The organism is Microbispora sp. KK1-11 (assembly GCF_006874435.1).
GTDB lineage: Bacteria > Actinomycetota > Actinomycetes > Streptosporangiales > Streptosporangiaceae > Microbispora > Microbispora catharanthi.
This window is the reverse complement of sequence record NZ_VIRJ01000019.1, coordinates 67885-88795: the sequence shown is the minus strand read 5'-3', so window position 1 is coordinate 88795 and position 20911 is coordinate 67885. Positions and strand designations below refer to the sequence as shown.

Here is a 20911-nt window from a genome sequence, read left to right as displayed (position 1 = left end):
CGCTGCGCCGATAGCCGTGGGAGCGCTCTCACCAGTGATTACGCCGACCCGAGATAACGGGAATCGTTACTGATCGGCCCCTTGACGACCCCACGGACGACTCCCACTCTTGTGCGAGAGCGCTCTCTTCATGATCGATTTCATATGCGGAACCCAAGGAGGGTTCATGGGCACTCCCCACCCGGGCCGCCGGATCGTCCGGTTCTTCGCCCCCATGCTCGCCGCCTCCCTGCTCACGCTCACGGCGTGCGGCGGGGGCGGATCCGACGCCAAGACCGGCGACGGCCGGTCCACCGAGAAGATCAAGCTCAGCGTCGGCCTCTTCGGCGACTTCGGCTTCAAGCCGCTGTACGAGGAGTTCAAGAAGACGCACCCCAACGTCGAGATCGAGGAGCGCCAGGCGGCGTACGCCGACCACCACACCAACCTCGCCGCGCATCTCGCCACCGGCGCGGGCGCCGCGGACGTCGAGGCGATCGAGGTGGGCTACATCAGCCAGTTCACCTCGCAGCCCGACAAGTTCCACGACCTGAAGCAGTACGGCCTCGACAAGCGCCAGGGCGAGTACCTCGACTGGAAGTGGCAGCAGGGCCTCGCCCCCAGCGGCGCGCTCATCGGCCTCGGCACCGACGTCGGCGGCCTGGCCATGTGCTACCGCACCGACCTGTTCGAGAAGGCCGGCCTGCCGAGCAAGCGCGACGAGGTGTCGGCCCTGTGGCCCACCTGGGAGCAGTACATCGAGACCGGCAGGAAGTTCGCCGCCAAGGCGCCCAAGGACGCCAAGTTCTTCGACAGCCCCGGCGAGATCTTCCGGGCCATCATCGCCCAGGCCCCGGTCGGCGTGTACGACGCGCAGGACAACATCGTCGTCGCCACCAACCCCGACGTGAAGAAGGCGTGGGACCTGTCGGTCCAGATGATCGACGCGAACCTGTCGGCCAAGATCGGCGCGTTCACGCCGGAGTGGAACACCGGCTTCGCCAAGGGCTCGTTCGCGACCGTGATCTGCCCCGCCTGGATGACCGCCTACATCCAGGACCAGGCCAAGAACGCGGCCGGCAAGTGGGACATCGCCACCGTCCCCGGCGGCGCGGGCAACTCCGGCGGCTCCCACCTCACCGTGCCCAAGCAGAGCAAGCACCCCAAGGAGGCCGCCGAGCTGATCGACTTCCTGACCTCGGCGCAGAACCAGGCCGCGGTGTTCAAGGCGATCGGCAACTTCCCGTCGATCCCGTCGCTGTACGACCAGCCGGACATCCAGAACTTCACGAAGGACTTCTTCAACGACGCCCCCGTCGGCAAGATCTACTCCGACGCCGCGAAGAACCTCAAGCCGCAGCACCTCGGCCCCCGCGAGGGCGACGTACGCACCGCCGTCGGCAACGGCATCGGCCGGGTCGAGCAGGGCAAGCAGTCGCCCGACGAGGCGTGGGCCCAGGTTCTCAAGGACGTGGAAGGCATCAAGTAGTCCGTCGCAGGCAGGGCCCCCGGACGATCCGTGCGATCCGCTCCGTGCTATCCGTTCCGGGGGCCCTGCCCGAAGGAGGATCTCCCATGGCATCACCCCCGGGCGGGTCCCTGCGGACCGTGGCGCCCTCCCCCGGCGGCCCTCCGGGCCTGCCCACCCCCGCACCCGCGCGAGCGGCGTCGGACCGGCGCTCGCGCCTGCACCGGCTGGACCGGCAGGCCTCGCCGTACGTCTACGTCGCGCCGTTCTTCCTGCTCTTCGCGGCCTTCGGCGTCTTCCCGCTCATCTACACGGCCTGGGTGTCGCTGCACGACTGGAACCTGCTGAGCAGCGACAACCCCTTCATCGGCCTGGACAACTACAAGGCCCTGTTCGCCGACGGCTACTTCTGGAACGCGGCGTTCAACACGCTGTCGATCGGGGTCCTGTCCGCGATTCCCCAGCTGCTGCTCGCGCTCGTGCTGGCGCACCTGCTGAACCGGCCGCTGCGGGCGCAGACGCTGTTCCGCATCACGCTCCTGCTGCCCAACGTGACCAGCGTCGTGGCCGTGGTGGTCATCTTCAGCCAGCTCTTCGGGCGCGACTTCGGGCTGATCAACATGGTGCTCGACTGGCTCGGGTTCGGCCGGATCAACTGGCAGGCGGGCGTGGCCACCTCGCACGTCGCCATCGCCGTGATGATCATGTGGCGGTGGACCGGCTACAACGCGCTCATCTATCTCGCCGCCATGCAGGCCGTGCCCAAGGAGATCTACGAGGCGGCGACCCTCGACGGCGCGTCCAGCCTCAAGCAGCTGTGGGGCATCACGCTCCCGATGATCCGGCCGACCGTCATCTTCACGGTCATCGTCACCACGATCGGGTCGATGCAGATCATCGCCGAGCCGCTGCTGTTCGGCGCACAGGTCAGCAACGGCGCGGCGGCCACGGGCGGCACCGACCGCCAGTTCCAGACCCTGGCCCTCTACCTGTACGAGAAGGGCTTCCGCAGCTTCGAGTTCGGCTACGCCTCGGCGGCGGCGTGGATGATGTTCCTGCTCGTGGTCGTGGTCGTGGCGTTCAACTACCTCGTCGTACGGCGCATGCGTGGAGGACTCGATGCTTAGAGCGCTGCGCGGGCATCCGCTCACCTATCTCACCCTCGTGGCGGTGGCGTTCTTCTCGGCGTTCCCGGTCTACTGGAGCGTGATCGTCGCCTCGCACGACAACGCGGCGCTGGCCGAGGTGCCGCCGCCGCTGCTGCCCGGCGGCAACTTCTTCGCCAACGTGCAGCGGGTCTTCGACACCGCGCCGTTCGCGCTGGCGCTGCTCAACTCGTTCGTCGTCGCCGGGACGATCACCGTGTCGGTGATGTTCTTCTCCACCCTGGCCGGCTTCGCGTTCGCCAAGCTGCGCTTCCGCGGGCGCAACGTGCTCCTGCTCATGACCGTCGTGACGATGATGGTCCCGACGCAGCTCGGCATCATCCCGCTCTACATGCTGATGATCAAGCTGGAGTGGACCGGCACGATGTACGCCGTGATCGTCCCGGCGCTGGTCAACGCGTTCGGCGTGTTCTTCATGACGCAGTACCTGAGCCGCGCGCTGCCGACCGAGCTGCTGGAGGCGGGGCGGATCGACGGATGCAGCACGGCCCGGCTGTTCTGGCACGTCGTGATCCCGGCCGCCAGACCGGCGGCGGCGGTGCTCGGCATGCTCACGTTCATGACGGCGTGGAACGACTACTTCTGGCCGTTGGTGGTCCTCACCCCGGACAATCCCACTGTGCAGGTCGCGCTGTCGCAGCTCGCCAGCGGCTACGTGCGGGACTTCACGCTCGGCCTCACCGGCACGGCGGTGGCGACCCTGCCGCTGGTGCTCATCTTCGTCCTGCTCGGCAAACAGATCATCGGAGGAATCATGCAGGGAGCTGTGAAGGGATGACGGCGACGACCACGGCTACTCGGGGGACCGGATCGTCGAAGATGGTCTTCCCTGACGGCTTCGTCTGGGGCGCCGCCACTGCGGCCTACCAGATCGAGGGCGCCGCCGCCGAGGACGGCAGGGGCCCCTCGATCTGGGACACGTTCTCCAAGGTCCCGGGCAACGTGGCCGACGGCCACACCGGCGACGTCGCCTGCGACCACTACCACCGTTACGCCGAGGACGTGCGGCTCATGGCCGGCCTGGGCCTGGCGGCCTACCGCTTCTCGGTGGCCTGGCCGCGGATCCTGCCGACCGGAGCGGGGCAGGTCAACGCCGCGGGCCTCGATTTCTACGACCGCCTCGTGGACGAGCTGCTCGCCCACGGCATCACGCCCTACCCCACGCTGTACCACTGGGACCTGCCGCAGGCGCTGGAGGACGCCGGCGGCTGGGCCGTACGGGACACCGCCGCGCGCTTTGCCGACTTCGCCGCCGTCGTGCACGAGCGGCTCGGCGACCGCGTCGGCACCTGGACGACGCTGAACGAGCCGTGGGTGGCCGCCTTCCTCGGCTACTGCTCCGGCGTCCACGCCCCGGGCAGGCGCGACCCGGCCGCCGCCTTCCGCGCCGCCCACCACCTGCTGCTCGGCCACGGGCTGGCGGCGCGGGCCCTGCGCGCGGCCGGGGCCGCCGAGATCGCACTCACCCTCAACCTCTCGCCGGTCGTTCAGACGGACGACGGCCACGAGGAGGCCGCACGGGTGGACGCGCTGATGAACCGGCAGTTCCTCGACCCGGCGCTGCGGGGCCGCTACCCGGAGGAGGTGCTGGAGATCGCCGCACGCCACGGCGGCCTCGACCACATCCGGGACGGCGACCTGGCCGTCATCCACCAGCCGATCGACCTGCTCGGCATCAACTACTACAACCCGTCCTTCGTGTCGGCCGCGCCCGGCGAGCCTGCCAACCCCGCCTTCCCCGGCACCGAGGGCGTCCGGTTCGAGCCGCCGACCGGCCCGACGACCGCGATGGACTGGCCCATCGAGCCGTCCGGCCTGGAGACCCTGCTCGTACGGCTGTCGCGCGACTATCCCGAGGTCGGGCTGCTCGTCACGGAGAACGGCGCGGCCTTCGACGACCACCTCGCCGGTGACGAGGTACACGACAAGGACCGGATCGGCTACCTCGACGGCCACCTGCGGGCGGCGCACGCCGCGATCTCCGCCGGTGCGGACCTGAGGGGTTATCTCGTATGGTCGCTCCTGGACAATTTCGAGTGGGCCTACGGCTACCACAAGAGATTCGGCATCGTGTACATCGACTTCGAGACCCAGCGACGCGTTCCCAAGGACAGCGCGCTGTGGTATCGAGACGTCATCGAACGCAACGGGCTGGGGAGTGCCTGACACATGCTGCCCGTCGCGAGCGTGGATCCAGGTGGATGCATCGGGCGCCGCCTGGGCCACGCGCAGCAGGGCTTGATGTGTCAGACACGACCAAGGGGGATTGAATGAAGCGACCCACTCTGGAGGCGGTGGCGGCACGGGCAGGGGTGTCCCGCGCCACCGTCTCCCGGGTCGTCAACGGGCAGATGACGGTGACACCGCAGATCAGGGATGCCGTGATGCGCGCCGTGGACGAGCTGGGATACGTCCCCAACTCGGCGGCGCGCAGCCTCGTCACCCAGCGGACCGACTCGATCGCGCTGGTCGTGTCGGAGCCGCCGACCAGGGTCTTCGCCGAGGACCCGATGTTCTCCACGGTCATCCGCTCGGCCAGTCTGGAACTCGAGGCCGCCGACAAGCAGGTCGTGCTCATGCTCGGCGGCTCGGCCCAGAGCCACGCGAGGATCGAGCGCTACATCGCCAGCGGCCACGTCGACGGGGTCATGCTGATCTCGATGCACGGCGCCGACCCGCTGCCCTCCGCCATCGCGCGGATGGGCGTCCCCGTCGTCTCGTACGGCAGGCCGGCCGTGCCGGTTCCCCTGCCGTACGTGGACAACGACAACGTGGGCGGTGCGGTGAAGGCGGTGCGCCACCTGCTGGACAGCGGACGGCGGCGCATCGCCACGATCGCCGGGCCACAGGACATGATCGGCGGCCAGGACCGGCTCAAGGGCTACCGCGACGCGCTGCGCGAGTCCGACCGGCGGTCGATCGTCGCCGTCGGGGACTTCACCCGGGAGTCCGGCGCCGTCGCCATGCGCCACCTGCTGCAGGACGACCCGGACCTGGACGCCGTGTTCGTCGCCAACGACCTCATGGCCATCGGGGCGCTGCAGACCCTGCGCCAGGCGGGCCGCCGGGTGCCGGACGACGTGGCAATCGTCGGGTTCGACGACATCGAGGCGGCCCGCTACACCGAGCCCCCGCTGACCACGATCAGGCACCCGATCATCGAGCAGGCCGCCGCGATGGTCCGGCTGCTGCTGGACCTGTTCAAGGGCGGCCCGGCCGACCCGGTGATCCTCCCCACCGAGCTGGTCGTCCGGGGCTCCGCCTGAACGGCCGGGGCGATCAGGACGCCGTGGTCAGCGACTCGACCGGCAGGCCGGCCTCGACCCAGTCCTGGATGCCCTCCCGATACTTGCGCACGTCGGTGTATCCGAGCGCGGTCAGGCGGTTGGCCACGGCCTGACTGTTGGGGCAGGAGGGATTCGAGCAGTAGGTGACGATCGCGGCGTTCTTGTCCGGCAGCAGTTCGGCGGCCCGTTCTGCGACCTCGGCCTCCGTCAGCGGGATCGCTCCCGGAAGGTGCTGCTGCGCGTAGTAGTCGCCGCCCAGCGCGTCGACGACGGTGACGACACCGGCGTCGATGGCGGCCTTGAGCTCGTCCCTGCTGATGAGAGCGGTCATTGCGTCCTCCAATTAACTGGACTACAGTCCGGTTGTGTGAACAGCTCGGAACTTACCGGACCGCAGTCCGGATCGTCAAGGGAACTCGCCTCCCTGCTGCCGGAACCGCCCCGTGAACGCGCGGACGCGGCGCGTAACCGGCGACGGGTGCTGGAGGCGGCGGCGAAGCTGTTCCGGGAGCACGGTGTCGAAGCGGTCTCGATGGACGCGGTGGCGGCGGAGGCCGGGGTGGGCAAGGGCACGCTCTTCCGCCGGTTCGGGGACAAGTCGGGGCTCGTTGCGGCCCTGCTCGACGACAAGGAACGGGAGCTGCAGGAGCGGATCCTGTCCGGGCCGCCGCCGCTGGGGCCCGGCGCATTACCGGCCGATCGGGTGCGGGCGTTCGTCGCGGCCTACGCCGACTACCTCTTCGCACACCTCGATCTGCTGCGCGTCTCCGAGACCGCGAGCCCCGGAGCCCGATATCGGATCGGCTCCTATCGTTTCTGGCACCGCCACCTGGCGATCCTGCTGGCCGAGGCGCGTCCCGGCGCCGATGCCGATTACCTCGCCCACACGCTGCTCGCCCCGCTGGCCGCCGAGCACGTCACCGCCGTGCTGCGCGAGTGCGACGCCGGGCGGGTCGCCGCAGGTCTGGCCGTCCTCGCGGACGCCCTCGTCGCCGACCGGCCGTGACATCCGGGGCACTGGCCGCCGGCCGGCCGGTCCTCGCCGGGAGCCGGACCGGGCCGACCCGAGCGATCCATGGTGCCATCAGAGCGAGCGGGTGATCGGCGGCGGCCTGCTCGGAGATGACCCCTGCGACAAGGCGCCTGTGGCACCCTTGCTCACACAAAGCTGTGCCCCGGCTGCGTACCGTAGCAGAGGCAACACCGGGGCTTATGTCACTCACAGTAGCACAGGGGGCACGAGCGGGAAATGGAAGAGGCCGAGGCCGTACAGCTGCGGGAGGTGCTGTCGGTCGCTCGTGTCGCCGAGTACGAGGCACGGTGCGATGGACAGACCATGGCCGCACTGCGCCTGCACTGCTGGAACACGGAGATCTGCGCGGCCTTCTACGGCCCACTGCAGTACCTGGAGGTCGCGCTGCGCAGCGTCCTCAGCCGCGAAATGGTGAGGCTGTTCCAGCGGACCGACTGGTGGGAGGATGCCGACCTGCACTTCGGCGCCCAGCGCAAGATCAGTGAGGCACGTGATCAACTGCGCAGGCAAGGCCGTACGGGCACCGCCGACCAGATTGAGAACGAACTGCCCTTCGGCTTCTGGGCCTCCCTGCTCGGTCCCGGCAACAATTACGACCAACGCCTGTGGCGTACGGCCCTGCACCGGGCCTTCCCCGGCTACCGAGGCGGGCGCAGGAAACTGCATCGCAGTCTCGACCACCTACGCGTGCTGCGCAACAAAATCGCTTACCACTGCCCGATCTACCACCGCCATCTGCAAGCCGATCACCACGCCATCCTGCAGTGCCTCCGCTACATCGACGCCGGCCTCGCCGGCTGGGTCGACCGGCTACAGCCGCGTACCCGGCGTTCTCGCCTGCCGACCGTAACCCTCGGTATATATGGCCTCAGGCGAGCGCCTCGGTGATGCGGCCGAGCGCCTCGTAGGGCGCCAGGCCGTACGCGTAGAAGTCGGCGGCCCCGGCCCCGGCCGTACGGGCCGCGCGCACCTTGGCGGCCAGCCGGTCGGCGGAGTCGGTGTCCGGCGCGCCAGGGCGAAGCACGACCCGCAGCTCCGGGTTCTTGCCCACGGAGCGCCGGTAGGCCGCGACGTCGTCGGCCACCCGGGCGGGGTCCCTGGCATACCCGAGTACCGCGAACGACGGGACCAGGTCGCCGAGCGCCACCAGGTCGATCCCGAGCTGCCAGGAGTCGTGCGCGGCCAGACCGGCGGAGGGCAGCCCGTGGGCGTAGCCCTTGGCCGCGCCCGTCGCGTCCAGGAACGTCAGCCGCGCGCCTTCGGCCGTCACCGCCGCCGCGACCTCCCCCACCAGCGACGTGACACTCTCGGAGCGGGCCCGCGCGTACGCCACCGTCTCCGGGCCGGCGTAGGCCGTCAGGGCCGCCCGCGTGACCTCGCCCTCCGCGGGAGGATCGCCGTCGAGCACGCCCCCGACGATCCTGGCGCACTCCTGCCTGGCCACCTCGGCGTTCACCCCGAGGTCGGCGGCCCGGCGCATGCAGTGGGCGCAGAAGCACAGGCCGAACAGGAAGGCGTCCATCGGGCCGAGCGCCACGAAGCACCGCTCGTACGCGAAGGCCCCGAAGTGCAGCGACTCCGCGACGACCGTGTCCACCCCCTGCCGCGCGACGGCCCGGGCCAGCGCCACCGCGTACGCCCGCACGTCGGGATGCGAGGGGCACAGGTCGGACGGGGAGCCGTGGTCGCCGAAGCAGTTCTCCACCGTGAGGTCGGGGTGAGCCAGGCCGAGGGTGGCGTTGTGCAGGAACACGGTCCAGCCGTGCAGCCGCATCCCCCGGTCCGCGCAGGCGCGGCGGAGCTCGTCGATCGGCCGGTCCTCCGCCCCCGGCTGCACGGGCGGGGCCAGGCGCAGCCCGCCGAACAGGTCGTCCGGTGGCGGGAAGTGGACGCCGTCGCGGCGCAGCGTGAGCCGCGACGCGCCGTGCGGGGTCACGTCCCTGGCCTGGTGGTAGGCCGCGGCCACCGCGACGCCTCGCACGCCGTACGCCGAGGCCCGGTCGAGCAGCCCCCGCACGCCCTCGGCGCGCAGGTCCTCGACGAAGACGTACAGGGCGCTGTCCATCGTCAGCGGCCCGCGTACGCCACGAAGTCGATCTCGACGAGGATGTCCATGAGATCCGAGCCCACGGTGGTGCGCACCGGGTAGGGCCGGGTGAAGTAGGACTGGTAGACCTCGTTGAACGCGGCGAAGTCCTCCTTGAGGTTCTGCAGGTGGACCGTCGCCTTCACCACGTCGTCGAACGTCAGGCCGTGGGCCTCCAGCACCGCCCCGAGGTTGCGCATGGTCCGGTGCGTCTGGGCCGCCACGTCGTCGCCCACGACCTCGCCGGTCTGGGGGTCGAGCGGCCCCATGCCGGAGGTGTAGAGGAAGTCGCCCACCACGAGCCCCTGGGAGTACGCGCCGATCGGCGGGGCCCCGGCGGTCGTACGGATCTCCTGCTTGCCAGCCATTGTCACCGCTCCATCAGAAACACGTATTGATCAAATCAATCACGATGTCGTCGTCGTCCACCACGGGGATGACGCGCCATTTGTCGAAGGCCGTACACGGATGGGACAGCCCGAACGACACCAGGTCTCCCGGGCGGAGCCCGGCGTCGCCGTCGAGATAGGCGTGCTGGTCCTGCACCTTGACGACCGTCACCCCGGTCAGCGGCTCGGCAGGACCCCGGCCACCGCGGCGCACGGCCCGGGGAAACGGCAGGTGGATGTCGTGGGGCACGTCCCGCTTGCCCATGCCGACCAGCACGAGACCGGGCTCGGGCACGGACAGGACCTGGGCCCAGACCTCCAGCGCCGGCCGCAGCTCGCCCTCCAGCCGGTTGTACGGCGTGTGCTCACGGTAGTAGCCGTCGTCGTGGGCGATGTAGGCGCCGCTGCGCAGCACCACGGTGGCGCCCAGCGCCCCGGTCAGCGGCGCGAGCTCCTCGGCCACCAGGTCGAACCACGAGCTGCCCCCGGCGGAGACCACCATGGGGCCGGCCACCTCCGGCGCGAGCGTCCGGGCGGCGCGGGCCAGGTCGCGCAGGAACCCGCGCACCTCGGCGGCCTCGTGGTGGGTCCCCTCGTATCCGGCGACCCCGGCCAGCTCGGTTCCCCGGGCCTCCCGCGCCGCGCGGGCCACCGCCAGCAGCTCGTCCTGGCCGCGGCAGCCGGTCCGGCCGCCCGGGTGGCCCAGCTCGACCAGCACGCGGAACGGCACGTCGCCGGCCGTCTCGTCGAGCACGCGCACGCCCTCGACGGAGTCGGCGTAGCAGAGGAAGTCGAAGCGCCCGATCTCTCCGGCCAGCCAGCGCAGCGCGCCGCGGTCGAAGATCTCGTTGGCCAGCAGCACGCGGGGGACGCCGAAGGAGCGGTGGACGAGCACCTGGCCCGGCGTGGCGGCACTGACCCCCCACGCCCCGGCGTCGAGCTGGGCCCGCACGAGCTGCGGCGACATCGTGGTCTTGGCATGCGGCGCGAAGGCCAGGCCGTGCCGGTCGGCGAAGCGCGCCAGCGTCGCGATGTTGTGGTCGAGGGCCGAGCGCCTCGCCGTCATCACCGGCCAGGTGAACGCGCCGTCGAACAGGGAGTGCCGGGCCTCGGCGAACTCCCGTCCGCCGCTCGGCTCGCCCGGCCACAGGAAACCGCGCGTGCGCGCGTCGACGACGATCTCCGGGAGTCCTCGCGGTGTGTCCTGCCGGGGGCTGTCCGCGAAACCCACGCCGCCCCCTCGCTGTCCCGGTTCAGACCACCTTGTGGATCGTACTGGACCACCACGCCAGAGGTAGACTCGCGACCTCGCAGCGCGATCGGATGGGGTCGGGATGAGCGGCGACGTGCGACTCGAACGGGCAGAAGCCCTCTACGAGCAGGCCGTCTTCGGCGGCGACGCCTCGGCTCTCGCCGCGGCCGACCGGGAGCTGGACGCGGTGGAAGCCGACCTGGCCACGGTGGGAACGGGACGGGACATCGGCGTGGTCGAGGCCGGTCTCGCGCTGGCCCGCGGCCGGGTCGTCCACGCGCGGTTCCTCGAACACCGTGAGGAGGACCCCCGCGAGCTCGAGCTGTTCGAGCGGGCCGCCGATCTCTATCGGCGGCTCGGCGACGGACGCGGCGAGGGCGAGGCGCTCTTCTGGATCGGCTGTTTCCACCAGGTCGTGCGGCACGACGACGAGGCGGCCGGGCCCGCGCTGCGGCGGTCGTACGAGCTCGCGGCGAGGGCCGGCGACAGGCTGACGATGTCCTACGCGCTCAGGCACCTGGGTATCGCCGAGCACAAGGCCGGACGGCTGGAGGCGGCGCGGGAACGGCTGGAGGAATCGGTCCGGCTGCGCCGGGAGCTCGGTTTCGATCCCGGCGTCGCCGCCAACCTGGTCGGGCTGGCCTACATCGCCGCCGCGCAGGACCGCCGGGATGACGCCCTGCGGCTGCTCGACGAGGCGGCCGCCCTCGCGAAGTCGAGCGGGGCTTCGGGCATCGCGCGGCACGTGGAACAGGCGCGTACGACTCTGTGACCACGGCCGGTCGGCAGCGCGTCGCATCGCCGCGCCGGGTTCCCCGAGTCGGCCTGCATTCGATGACACGTTCGAGATAGGGTGTGATCGCCCTCACAAGGGCTCTGTGGTTCCGCAGTTCAGACACAGGATCAGACAGAGGAGCGACCCCATGACCGAGCCCAGGACCCACACCCTTGAGGTGCCCGGCTGCGTTCTCCACTACGACGTACGCGAGGCCGAGGGAACCAGCGAGCCGATCCTGCTGCTGATCGGATCGCCGATGGGCGCCGCCGGGTTCGCCGCCCTGGCGCGGCACTTCCAGGACCGCACCGTGGTCACCTACGACCCGCGCGGAAGCGACCGGAGCACGCGGACCGACGGCGCCGCCGAGTCGACCCCCGACCTGCACGCCGACGACCTGCACCGCCTGATCGACGCGCTCGGAGGCGGGCCGGTGGACATCTTCGCCAGCAGCGGAGGCGCGGTCAACGGGCTCGCGCTCGTCGCCCGGCATCCGGAACAGGTGCGCACGCTCGTGGCGCACGAGCCCCCCGCCGCCCAGGTGCTGCCGGACCGGGAGCAGGCGCTGGCCGCCGTGGCCGACATCCGGCGGACGTACGACCGGGAGGGTTTCGGGCCGGCGATGGTGAAATTCATCGCGGTCGTCGGCCACCAGGGCGAGATCCCGGCGGACTTCGCCGATCAGCCCATGCGCAGCCCGGCCGAGTTCGGGCTGCCGGCGGAGGACGACGGTGCGCGTGGCGACGTGATGTTCGAGCAGAACCTCATCACCTGCACGCACTACGAGCCCGACTTCGACGCGCTCCGCGCGGCCCCGACCCGCGTCGTGGTCGGCGTCGGCGTCGAGTCGGAGGGGCAGATGGCCCGCCGCGCGGGCGAGGCGGTCGCCGGGCGGCTCGGCACCAAGCCCGTGATCTTCCCCAGCAACCACGGCGGGTTCCTCGACGACACGTTCGGCACGCCGGGCGACCCGGACAACTTCGCCGTCACGCTGCGCCAGGTCCTGGCCGAGTAGGCCGGCGAACCCGTCGAGCCGGGCGGCGAACTCCACCACGCGATCGCGCGTCCAAGGTCCATGAGCCCGCGCGCGCCGTCCACCCCGGCCCTGTCAGCCGCCGTCGTCGTGGCCGTGCTGACCGGCGCCTGCACCGCCCCGCCCGCCCGCGAACGCGTGTCCGAGCGGGCACCGGCGCCCGCCGCCACGGGTGTCGCGCCGGCCACGCCGGCGGCGGACGGGAAGGGATTTCGAGGGGCCTGGGACTATCTGTATCCGGACGATCCGCCTGAGCGGCACCGGCCCGTGACGGTCGCGGCCGACGAGTCGGGGCCGTGGCGGCTGCGCCTGCTCGCCGACTACGGGGTGTTCGACCAGGTCACCTGTGTCGTCGCCCCCGCGCCCGGAGTGGCCTGGGCGTTCGGGTTCGACGAGACGTGGCGGGGCCGGCTGGTCGCACTGCGCTGGGACGGAGCCCGCTGGACCAGGTACGCCTCGGCGCAGCGGGCCGACCCGGTGGCGGCTGCGGCCTCGGGGCCGGACGACGTGTGGCTGCTGCTGCGGGAGGCACGTCGCGGGCAGGTCCTGCACTGGGACGGGGCGCGGTGGGCGCCGGTCGGCGGCGGCGGGTCGTTCGCCCGGCTGGGCTCGGCGGGCCGGGGCCGGGCGTGGGCGCTGGACGGCAAGGAACCCGCGATCCGGCTGTCCGACGGCGGCCCCTGGCGGCGGGTACCGGGACCGGGGCCGGGCATGGCGGTGCGGGCGGAGGGACCCGGTCGCCGCGCACTGGGACGGGCGGGCCTGGCGGCCCGTGGCCGTGCCCAAGGGCTGGCGGTTCACCGACGCGGCGGTCGCCGACGGGCAGGGCGGGCTGCGGGCCGTGGTGGCAAGCACGACCGGCGACGAGGACGTCGTCGCGGCCGAGACCGCCGTCCTCTCGCTGACGCCCACCGGCTCCGCCACGCCGGCCGAGCCGAAGATCGCGGGCGGACGGGTGGTGCTGCGCGGGCTGGCGAGAGTCCCGGGAACGCACCGCTTCTGGGCGGTGGGCGCGGCCTTCCCTGCGTCGCCGGAGATGTCCGCGTCCACCTCCGTCGTCTACGGCTGGCGGCCCTGAAGGCGCTGCGGCCGGGCGTCTGCCACGCCCCGGGTGCGGGCCAGGGAGGCGAGTGCGAGCAGCAGCAGGAGCGCGCAGGCCCAGGCGAACCAGTCGCCCAACCTTGTGTAGGGCGTGTCGGCCGAGCGGGTGGGCAGCGGGGTGAGGGTGGACACGAACGGCGCGTCCGCGCTGTGCGCCTCGGTCCGGATCCGGCCGTTGGCGTCGCTCACGACCAGGTCGCCGTCCCGCGCCGCGCGTGCCACGGTGAGCCCGGTCTCGACGCCCCGGGTGACGGCCATCCTGCCGTGCAGCCAGCGGTCCCTGTCGAAGTCCCAGGCGGGCACGAAGATCGTCGTGGCGCCGCTCCTGCGGTAGTCGCGCACCAGGCCGGGCAGGTCCAGGTCGAAACAGATCGCGATCCCCCAGCGGGAGCCCGAACCGGGCACGAAGGCCTTACGGTTCCCGGGTTGGAAGTCGCTTTCCAGTCCGGGAATGAGGTGATGCTTGAAGTACTCGACCGGCCGGCTCCCGTCGGCGGGGAAGTCGACGGCCGCGTTGCGGAGGCTGCCGGACCGCTTGAGGATCAGCCCGACGATGATGTCGACGTGATGATCGGCGGCGAGCCGCGCCAGCGGCGCCGCCAGGACGGGCAGCGTCGCGTCGTCGGCGATGAATGCCTTCTCCGGCATGACCACGACCCGCGCGCCGCGTGCGGCGAGGCCCGGGATCCGCGCCGTGTACCGCCCGAGGAGGGCACGTCCCTCAGCCGAGGCGACCGGGACCCAGCCGTCCCGGTCGGCGGCGAGCAGCGCCACCTTCTCCGAGCCCTCACCGTACGGCGCGTGCAGCCGCCAGGCGCCGTACCCCACCGCCATGGCCAGGACGATCACGGCGGTGACCGCCACCCGCAGCCGCCCGGCCGCCCCCGGTGCCGTGGGGAGCGGTGCGAAGAGCGCGGCGGCGGCCGCGGGAACCCCGAGGACCAGGAAGGTGATCCCCCACGGTCCGGTGACCGAGACGGTCTGCAGGACCGGAAGGACGTCGGCCTGGGTGTAGGCCAGGCTCCACCATGCCCCGTTCGGTGACAGCACCGAGACCGCGTACTCGACGGCGACCCAGGCCGCCGGCACGACGGCGACGGCCGTCAGCGGGCGTCCCCGCAGCAGGAGCGCCCGTGACGCCAGGACGACCAGCCCGAACAGCAGGGCCGACCCGACGACCATCGACACGACCATCGGCGGCGGGAGCTGCACCGTGTCGAGGTAGTAGCCCCACATCGCCGTCTCACCGCCGAGCCACGCGGCCGACGCCGCGAGGAACGCGGTGCGGCCGCCGACGCGGTAGGCGAGGACGAGCACCGGCAGCGGTGCGAGCCAGGTGAGCCAGGGCACCGGCGTGAGCCCGGTGCCGAAATGGAACAGCGTCGCCGACAGGGCCGTGGCGGCGAGCGCCACGGCCAGACGCCGAATCGGTGAATTCATCGTGCAGCCTCCTTCTCCAGCCGCCCCGACCCTCCTGGCTACGGCCTGGACGCACATCACCGGTGGGAGCGATCCGGGTGCCGGTCGCAGGGACGGGGACCGCTCGGAGGGTCGTGGCAGCGGGCTTCACTCGAAGGAGTGAGACGGCCATCAGCCGGGCGGCTGAGGCGGCGGCGGGGGCCGCGCGCATAGTCTTGCCGGGTTCCCTCTGACAACCCCGGAGCCGGTCATGCGGGCGAGCATCCTCAGTTCGTCAAGGTCCGACGTCGCGATCGCCGCCGTCGTCACCGTGATGACGGTGACGCCCGTCCTCGTCCCGCACCGCCAGCCGTGGTGGGCCGTGGCGCTCGCCGTCCTGATGTCGGTGCCCGTGCTGTGGCGGCGCCGCGCCATCCTCCCCGTCGGGGCGGTCGTGGGCTGCGCCACGACGATCCTGGCGATCGCGGCGAAGTCGCTGCCACACTCCGCGGCTCTGGTGCTGCTGCTGCCCTACGGCGTGCTCGTGTGCACCTACACCTTCGCGGCGGCGGATCTCTCCCGGGCGTGGCGCGCCGGGGGCATCGCGGGTCTCGTCGTCGGCGTGGCCGTGTCGCTCGTCGTCCCGCACGAGGATCTGGAGACCTACCGTTACCTCCTCACCGCGATCGTCGCCGCGTACGCCCTTGGTGTGAGCGCACGGGCCCGGCGGGCCGGCCGGGACGCCGAGCGGGAGCGCGAAGCGCGCATCCGCGAGGAACGCGCCGCCGCGGTCGCGCGCGAACGCACCCGGATCGCCCGCGACATGCACGACATCGTGACCCATTCGGTCGGCCTCATGGTGATCCAGGCGGAGACCGGCCCGCTGGTGGTGCGCGATCACCCGGAGAAGGCCGAGGAGGTCTTCGAGGCGATCGCGGCGGCCGGGCGGGACGCGATCGGCCAGCTCCGTCTCATCCTGGGCGCGCTGCGCGGAAGCGAGGCACCGGGCGGTCCGGCTCCGGCCCGGGGGCCGCAGCCCGGGCTCGACGCCCTGCCCGGCCTGTTGGACAACGCCCGCCGGGCGGGCCTGGACGTCTCCGCCGACGTGCGTGGCGAGCCGCGGCGCCTGCCCTCCGACGTGGACATCGCCGCGTACCGGATCATCCAGGAGGCGCTGACCAACACGATCCGGCATGCCGGAGCGAGCACCGTCCGCGTAGGGCTCCGCTGGTCCGGTGACACCCTGGACGTCGAGGTCGCCGACGACGGCCGGGGCGGGCGGGAGCTACGGGAAGGACACGGCATGATCGGGATGCGGGAGCGGGTCACGGCGTGCGGCGGCCGGCTTGCCGTCCGGCCGGGGAACCCGGGTCTCACCGTCACCGCGTCCCTGCCGATCGGCTGACGGCATGCTGCGCGTACTCGTCGCCGACGACCAGGACCTGTTCCGCGGCGGCTTCGCGATGATCCTCAACGCCCATGACGACATCACCGTGGTCGGCGAGGCGGCCGACGGCGCCGAGGCCGTCGCGAAGGCGGTCGAACTGGAGCCGGACGTGGTGCTCATGGACATCCGGATGCCCGGCGTGGACGGCGTCGAGGCCACCGCACAGGTGTGCCGCAGGACCGACGCGAAGGTGCTGGTCCTCACGATGTACGACGTCGACGAGTACGTCTACGACGCCCTACGCGCCGGGGCCAGTGGCTTCCTGCTCAAGGACGTACGGCGGGACGACCTCGTACGCGCCGTCCGCCTCGTCGCCGAGGGGGAGTCGCTGCTGGCTCCTGCGATCACCCGGCGCCTGGTCGCCGAGTTCGTCGGGCGTGGCCGTGCCCGGCCCCGGCTGCGGCAGCGGCTCGGTGAGCTGACCGACCGGGAGATGGACACGCTGCGGCTGCTCGCACGCGGCCGGTCCAACGCCGAGATCGCCGCGGATCTGGTGGTCACCGAGCACACGGTCAAAAGTCACGTGAGCAACCTGCTGACCAAACTGGACCTGCGCGACCGCGCGCAGGCCGTGGTCTTCGCGTACGAATCCGGCCTGGTCGTCGCGGGTGACCAGGACATGTTCCGCACCGATGGGCGATGACGGCCCGGTGCCCAGCCCGGCCCTCGCGGTCTTGGTCAGTGCGCAAGCACGTCCGGGAAGCCGAACGTCGCGGCCAGCGCGGGATCGTGGAACTTGATCACGCGGGAGACGCCGGTGGCGGTGGGGGCCAGCACCACGACGCCGGCGGCTCGGAGCGCGGCGTCCGCGTCCCGGTGGTACACGACGGCGGAGGGCTGGCCGTTCGCGGTGGTCGCGATCATCCGCCAGTCGCCCGGTGTGCCCAGCACGTACGCGTCGAGCATGTGCATGCACATCGCCCGGCCCGACTGCCAGTCGCGGAACGGCGTCGCCTCAAGCGTGGCGTCCGTGCGAAGCACCTGTTCCAGCAGGCCGACGTCGGAGCGCTCGAAGGCCGCGATGTAGCCGTCGAGCAGCGCGCGGGCCCGTTGGTCGTTCGGTTCGAGCAGTTCCGCGGGCTCGGGCCCCAGTTCGTCGAGCCGGGCGCGGGCGCGCTGCAGACCGCTCTTCACCGCCGCAGTGGTGGTGTCGAGGATCTCCGCGGTCTCGGCCGTCGAGAAGGCCAGCACTTCGCGCAGGATGAGGATCGCGCGTTGGCGGGCGGGCAGGTGCTGCAGGCTGGCGATGAGCGCCAGTCGTAGCGACTCGCGTTCGACGATCACCGCGGCCGGATCGTCGGCCGGCGGAGCGATCCATGCGTCCGGCAGCGGTTCCAGCCACGAGACCTCGCCCGGCGCGAACGAACTCGGCGGGCGATCGGGTCCGTCGTACGGACCTGTCAGACCCGAGGGCAGCACCCGGATCGGGCGCGGCTCCAACGCGGTCAGGCAGGCATTCGTGGCGATCTTGTAGAGCCAGGACCGTATCGACGCCCGGCCCTCGAATCCGGAGTAGGACCGCCACGCCCGCAGATACGTCTCCTGCACCAGGTCCTCGGCGTCGTGCGCCGAGCCGACCATTCGGTAGCAGTGCGCCAGCAACTCCCGGCGGAACCGTTCGGTCTCGGCGGTGAACCGGTCTTGATCCGGTGCCGCTCCCAGATGTGCCGTCACGCCGAGAGCCTGGTACTGCGACACGCCTGGGCCTGGTCCACGTGGCGATGCCGCCGGCGACGACCAGGCCCGGCCTCAGTCACCATCTGTTTCGACTCCTGTCATGGGAACCTCCGGTGTGCGGCGTCACCGGCTCGGTACTGGCTCGGTACTAGGGGGTTTCCTCAGGGCAGCAGGGCCAGCTTTCCGATGGTGGCTCTGGATTCCAGTTCCGCGAGCGCTTTCGGGCCGTCCGCCAGTTCGTACGCGGTGGGCCGGCCGGGGGCGAGCACGCCGGCGGCGATGAGCGCGGACAGCTCACCCATGACCTCGCCGAAGATCTGCGGTGCGGCCTGGATCAGCACGCCGATGTTGAGGCCGATGACGTGGACCTGATGCCTGTACACCAGGTCCCAGTTGCTGATCGCGGCTTCGCCGCCCGCGACGCCGTAGACGACGACACGGCCGGTGACCCGCTTGGCGGCGGCCAGGCTGGCGTCGAAGGTGGCCCCGCCCGCCGACTCCAGCACAAGGTCGACGCCGGCGCCGCCGGTCAGCCGCAGCACATCGGCGGCGATGTCGCCGCCGAGGGAGTCCAGGATGTGGTCGGCTCCCAGTGCCAGCACCGTCTCATGCTTGGCCGGCGAGGCGGTGGCGATGACCGTCGCGCCGTAGTGTTTGGCCATTGTGACCGCGGCCTGACCTGTCGCGCCCGCCGCAGCATGGATCAGCACGGTCTGCCCCGCGGTGATACCGCCCAGAGGCTTGAGAGCGGCCAGCGCGGTGGGCCGGCTCACGACCAGGCCGAGCGCCTGCTGCTCCGTCCAGCCGGGGGGCACTGGCATCGCCGCGGCCGCGGGCAGCACCATGTACTCGGCGAAAGCGCCGTTTCCGACGCCGATGACGCGGGTCCCCGGTTGCGGGCCGGTCACCCCCTCGCCCATCGCGACAACCTCACCGGCGGCTTCGAAACCGGCCAGGTAGGGCGGCCGCGGGCCGTCCAGGAACGTGCCGTGGGCCTTCGAGATGTCGGCGAAGTTGACGCCGGCGGCGGTGACCCGGATCAGGACCTCGCCCTGGCCGGGGCTCGGCACCGGCGCGTCGGTGATCAGGCGCATGTCCTGCGGGCCGTTGAGGGAAGTCTGCTGCAGCGCGCGCATGGTCGCGGGAATGCTCATCGGTGATCGGCTTTTCCTTCTCGGCGTACATGAGGGATCGGCCCGGCGCGCGGGCCGATCCCTCATGTAGACCCCGGCCGCCACGAAAAGGAATCGGCCTCTCCCGAACGGCATCGCCTTCAGGCGGGCCGCAGCGCGCGGCCGGGGGTGGCGCCGGTGAGTTCGCCGCCGCGCAGCACCGGCACGCCGCCGACGAGCACGTCGTCCACGCCCACGGCGAGCGATCGGGGCTTCTCGTAGGTCGCCGTGTCGGCCACCGTGGCCGGGTCGACGACGACCAGGTCCGCGCCCTGGCCACGCCGCACGAGACCGCGATCGGGCAGCCGGAAGCGGCGCGCCGGGTGTGAGGCCAGGTGCACGACGGCCTGTTCCCAGGTGAGGTCGCCGAGTTCGCGTACGTGCCGGCCGAGGTAGCGGGCGAACGCGCCGAAGCCGCGCGGGTGTGGGTGGCCGCCCACGTAGATGCCGTCGGAGCCGCCGGTGTGGCCGGAGTCGCGCATGACGGCGCGCACCGACTCCTCCCCTGCCGGGCCCTCGTCGGGGCGGGCCTGCACGCAGCCCGCCTGGAGCCGGGTCTTCACCAGGAGCACCCGGCAGAACTCCGCGGGGGTGGCGCCGTACTCGGCCGCGGCGGCGGGCAGGGTCATCCCCTCGGCCCACTCGAACCCGGGGGCGTGCGAGAGAGTGATCCGCGGCCACAGGTCGTCGCGTCCCGCCCACTCCTCGGCGAGACGGTCACGCTCGGAGGACAGCATGGCCACGGCGCGGTCGGGGTCGGCGGCGGGCACCCACGGCGGCAGCGTCACCATCGCCAGGATCGTGCTGGACCGCAGGTAGGGATAGGTGTCGAAGGTCAGGTCGACGTCCTGCCGCCGGGCGTCCTCGACCAGCGGCAGCAGGACGGACGCCGGGCCGTGGAGGTGCGAGACGTGCACGGCCGCGCCGGACCGCCGGGCGATCTCCACGACCTCCGTCATCCCCACCGACGCGGACGCGCCGTAGGCGCGCATGTGGGTCACGTACGGCAGGCGGCCCAGCGGTGCGCACAACGCCGCCAGTTCGGCGGCGTCGGCGTACCGGCCGGGGGCGTACTCCAGGCCCGACGACAGTCCGGCCGCCCCTTCGGCCAGGCCCGTCTCGACCGCGCGCAGCATGGCGCGCAGTTCGTCCCCGTCCGCGGCGCGTTCCGCGGGGCCCATCGCGTCGAACCTGATCGTCGCGTGCGGCAGCAGGTAGACGGTGTTGAGCGCGGTCCTGCCGTCGTATCCGGCGAGCAGGCCGGCGACGCTCACCGGCCCGTCCAGATGCGGGTGCGGGCCGTTGACCGCCGCGAAGTAGCGGCTCGCGTAGGCGAAGGCGGCCGGGGAGGTGGCCGGCGCGAACGACAGCCCGTCCTGTCCCAGCACGAACGTCGTGACCCCCTGTCGCAGCGCGGCGTGCTGCACGAGAGGGTCGAACACGGCCGCGTCGCCGTGCGCGTGGCAGTCGACCAGGCCCGGCAGCACAAGTTTGCCCGCCGCGTCGATCCGAACCGCCGCCTCGGCCGCACCGAGGCGGCCCACCGCCTCGACCCGGCCCCCGCGCACGCCGACGTCGGCACGGAACGCGGGGGCTCCGGTGCCGTCGACGACGCGGCCACCGGTGATCAGCACATCGAAGGTCACGT

At 71.8% G+C, this 20911-nt stretch carries 21 protein-coding genes; 12 read left to right on the top strand and 9 right to left on the bottom strand.

Annotated features, from left to right (window positions below; genetic code table 11):
- The first annotated feature begins 166 nt into the window (after positions 1–166).
- The 5 genes from FLW16_RS25455 to FLW16_RS25435 all read left to right on the top strand — a co-directional run bounded on the left by FLW16_RS25455 (position 167) and on the right by FLW16_RS25435 (position 5879).
- Positions 167–1468, top strand: coding sequence for an ABC transporter substrate-binding protein (locus FLW16_RS25455; protein ID WP_142562649.1), 1302 nt, complete (start codon positions 167–169; stop codon positions 1466–1468).
- An 86-nt stretch (positions 1469–1554) separates the two neighbouring features.
- A complete protein-coding gene (locus FLW16_RS25450) occupies positions 1555–2574 on the top strand; it encodes a carbohydrate ABC transporter permease (RefSeq protein ID WP_142562648.1) in 1020 nt (339 codons plus the stop codon).
- On the top strand, positions 2567–3391 hold the full coding sequence (locus tag FLW16_RS25445) for a carbohydrate ABC transporter permease (protein WP_142562647.1): 825 nt from the start codon (positions 2567–2569) through the stop codon (positions 3389–3391). Before FLW16_RS25450 ends, FLW16_RS25445 begins: the two co-directional genes overlap by 8 nt.
- A complete protein-coding gene (locus tag FLW16_RS25440) occupies positions 3388–4779 on the top strand; it encodes a GH1 family beta-glucosidase (protein ID WP_260615574.1) in 1392 nt (463 codons plus the stop codon). The genes FLW16_RS25445 and FLW16_RS25440 overlap by 4 nt, the downstream gene beginning before the upstream one ends.
- A gap of 104 nt (positions 4780–4883) precedes the next feature.
- Positions 4884–5879 (top strand): LacI family DNA-binding transcriptional regulator, encoded by a 996-nt coding sequence (locus tag FLW16_RS25435; protein ID WP_142562646.1) that lies wholly within the window; start codon positions 4884–4886, stop codon positions 5877–5879.
- Between the two features lie 13 nt (positions 5880–5892).
- Here the strand turns inward: FLW16_RS25435 and FLW16_RS25430 are convergent, their stop codons facing one another.
- Positions 5893–6231 carry a rhodanese-like domain-containing protein gene (locus tag FLW16_RS25430; RefSeq protein ID WP_142562645.1) on the bottom strand — a complete coding sequence of 113 codons (339 nt, stop codon included), beginning with the start codon at positions 6229–6231 and terminating at the stop codon, positions 5893–5895.
- A 36-nt stretch (positions 6232–6267) separates the two neighbouring features.
- Here FLW16_RS25430 and FLW16_RS25425 point away from each other — a divergent pair, with 36 nt between their 5' ends.
- Both FLW16_RS25425 and FLW16_RS25420 read left to right on the top strand, forming a co-directional pair.
- Positions 6268–6906, top strand: coding sequence for a TetR/AcrR family transcriptional regulator (locus FLW16_RS25425; protein ID WP_142562644.1), 639 nt, complete (start codon positions 6268–6270; stop codon positions 6904–6906).
- Between the two features lie 243 nt (positions 6907–7149).
- Positions 7150–7821, top strand: coding sequence for a hypothetical protein (locus FLW16_RS25420; protein ID WP_142562643.1), 672 nt, complete (start codon positions 7150–7152; stop codon positions 7819–7821).
- On the opposite strand, the gene FLW16_RS25415 is transcribed toward FLW16_RS25420, so the two are convergent.
- From FLW16_RS25415 to FLW16_RS25405, 3 genes are read right to left on the bottom strand one after another with little or no spacing between them, the layout of a single operon-like run.
- On the bottom strand, positions 7802–8998 hold the full coding sequence (locus tag FLW16_RS25415) for a hypothetical protein (RefSeq protein WP_142562642.1): 1197 nt from the start codon (positions 8996–8998) through the stop codon (positions 7802–7804). The two genes, FLW16_RS25420 and FLW16_RS25415, sit on opposite strands and share 20 nt — an antisense overlap.
- Positions 8999–9000: 2 nt before the next feature.
- Positions 9001–9387, bottom strand: a complete 387-nt coding sequence (locus FLW16_RS25410; protein WP_142562641.1) for a Rid family detoxifying hydrolase — start codon at positions 9385–9387, stop codon at positions 9001–9003.
- A 13-nt stretch (positions 9388–9400) separates the two neighbouring features.
- Positions 9401–10639: an alanine racemase gene (locus FLW16_RS25405; protein WP_142562640.1), complete on the bottom strand. Its 1239-nt coding sequence runs from the start codon at positions 10637–10639 to the stop codon at positions 9401–9403.
- A gap of 115 nt (positions 10640–10754) precedes the next feature.
- Here FLW16_RS25405 and FLW16_RS25400 point away from each other — a divergent pair, with 115 nt between their 5' ends.
- Together FLW16_RS25400 and FLW16_RS25395 are read left to right on the top strand one after the other, a co-directional pair.
- A complete protein-coding gene (locus FLW16_RS25400; RefSeq protein ID WP_221891276.1) occupies positions 10755–11432 on the top strand; it encodes a tetratricopeptide repeat protein in 678 nt (225 codons plus the stop codon).
- 151 nt (positions 11433–11583) lie between these two features.
- Positions 11584–12450 (top strand): alpha/beta fold hydrolase, encoded by an 867-nt coding sequence (locus tag FLW16_RS25395; RefSeq protein ID WP_142562638.1) that lies wholly within the window; start codon positions 11584–11586, stop codon positions 12448–12450.
- A gap of 338 nt (positions 12451–12788) precedes the next feature.
- On the opposite strand, the gene FLW16_RS25390 is transcribed toward FLW16_RS25395, so the two are convergent.
- On the bottom strand, positions 12789–13115 hold the full coding sequence (locus tag FLW16_RS25390; protein ID WP_142562637.1) for a hypothetical protein: 327 nt from the start codon (positions 13113–13115) through the stop codon (positions 12789–12791).
- Positions 13116–13240: 125 nt separating this feature from the next.
- On the opposite strand from FLW16_RS25390, the gene FLW16_RS25385 reads away from it, so the two are divergent.
- Complete coding sequence (locus FLW16_RS25385; protein WP_142562636.1) at positions 13241–13546, top strand: hypothetical protein; 306 nt, start codon at positions 13241–13243, stop codon at positions 13544–13546.
- On the opposite strand, the gene FLW16_RS25380 is transcribed toward FLW16_RS25385, so the two are convergent.
- A complete protein-coding gene (locus tag FLW16_RS25380) occupies positions 13528–15009 on the bottom strand; it encodes a nitrilase-related carbon-nitrogen hydrolase (protein WP_142562635.1) in 1482 nt (493 codons plus the stop codon). The two genes, FLW16_RS25385 and FLW16_RS25380, sit on opposite strands and share 19 nt — an antisense overlap.
- A 229-nt stretch (positions 15010–15238) precedes the next feature.
- Between FLW16_RS25380 and FLW16_RS25375 the strand changes: the two genes are divergently transcribed.
- A complete protein-coding gene (locus FLW16_RS25375; protein WP_142562634.1) occupies positions 15239–16372 on the top strand; it encodes a sensor histidine kinase in 1134 nt (377 codons plus the stop codon).
- A 4-nt stretch (positions 16373–16376) separates the two neighbouring features.
- Positions 16377–17057 (top strand): response regulator transcription factor, encoded by a 681-nt coding sequence (locus FLW16_RS25370; RefSeq protein ID WP_142562633.1) that lies wholly within the window; start codon positions 16377–16379, stop codon positions 17055–17057.
- A gap of 35 nt (positions 17058–17092) precedes the next feature.
- On the opposite strand, the gene FLW16_RS25365 is transcribed toward FLW16_RS25370, so the two are convergent.
- From FLW16_RS25365 to FLW16_RS25355, 3 genes are all read right to left on the bottom strand, one after another.
- Entirely contained in the window at positions 17093–18088 is a 996-nt protein-coding gene (locus tag FLW16_RS25365) for an RNA polymerase subunit sigma-70 (RefSeq protein ID WP_142562632.1), read from the bottom strand.
- A 164-nt stretch (positions 18089–18252) separates the two neighbouring features.
- The gene (locus tag FLW16_RS25360; RefSeq protein WP_260615571.1) at positions 18253–19329 is read right to left on the bottom strand and encodes a zinc-binding dehydrogenase; all 1077 of its coding nucleotides are present in this window, start codon (positions 19327–19329) and stop codon (positions 18253–18255) included.
- A gap of 35 nt (positions 19330–19364) precedes the next feature.
- A complete protein-coding gene (locus FLW16_RS25355) occupies positions 19365–20909 on the bottom strand; it encodes an amidohydrolase family protein (protein ID WP_142562631.1) in 1545 nt (514 codons plus the stop codon).
- Positions 20910–20911 lie beyond the last annotated feature (2 nt).

Coding starts and splice junctions, on each gene's coding strand:
- FLW16_RS25450 (WP_142562648.1), top strand. CDS start 1,555: ATGGCATCACCCCCGGGCGGGTCCCTGCGGACCGTGGCGCCCTCCCCC.
- FLW16_RS25455 (WP_142562649.1), top strand. CDS start 167: ATGGGCACTCCCCACCCGGGCCGCCGGATCGTCCGGTTCTTCGCCCCC.
- FLW16_RS25445 (WP_142562647.1), top strand. CDS start 2,567: ATGCTTAGAGCGCTGCGCGGGCATCCGCTCACCTATCTCACCCTCGTG.
- FLW16_RS25440 (WP_260615574.1), top strand. CDS start 3,388: ATGACGGCGACGACCACGGCTACTCGGGGGACCGGATCGTCGAAGATG.
- FLW16_RS25395 (WP_142562638.1), top strand. CDS start 11,584: ATGACCGAGCCCAGGACCCACACCCTTGAGGTGCCCGGCTGCGTTCTC.
- FLW16_RS25370 (WP_142562633.1), top strand. CDS start 16,377: ATGCTGCGCGTACTCGTCGCCGACGACCAGGACCTGTTCCGCGGCGGC.
- FLW16_RS25420 (WP_142562643.1), top strand. CDS start 7,150: ATGGAAGAGGCCGAGGCCGTACAGCTGCGGGAGGTGCTGTCGGTCGCT.
- FLW16_RS25435 (WP_142562646.1), top strand. CDS start 4,884: ATGAAGCGACCCACTCTGGAGGCGGTGGCGGCACGGGCAGGGGTGTCC.
- FLW16_RS25430 (WP_142562645.1), bottom strand. CDS start 6,231: ATGACCGCTCTCATCAGCAGGGACGAGCTCAAGGCCGCCATCGACGCC.
- FLW16_RS25375 (WP_142562634.1), top strand. CDS start 15,239: ATGCGGGCGAGCATCCTCAGTTCGTCAAGGTCCGACGTCGCGATCGCC.
- FLW16_RS25380 (WP_142562635.1), bottom strand. CDS start 15,009: ATGAATTCACCGATTCGGCGTCTGGCCGTGGCGCTCGCCGCCACGGCC.
- FLW16_RS25410 (WP_142562641.1), bottom strand. CDS start 9,387: ATGGCTGGCAAGCAGGAGATCCGTACGACCGCCGGGGCCCCGCCGATC.
- FLW16_RS25415 (WP_142562642.1), bottom strand. CDS start 8,998: ATGGACAGCGCCCTGTACGTCTTCGTCGAGGACCTGCGCGCCGAGGGC.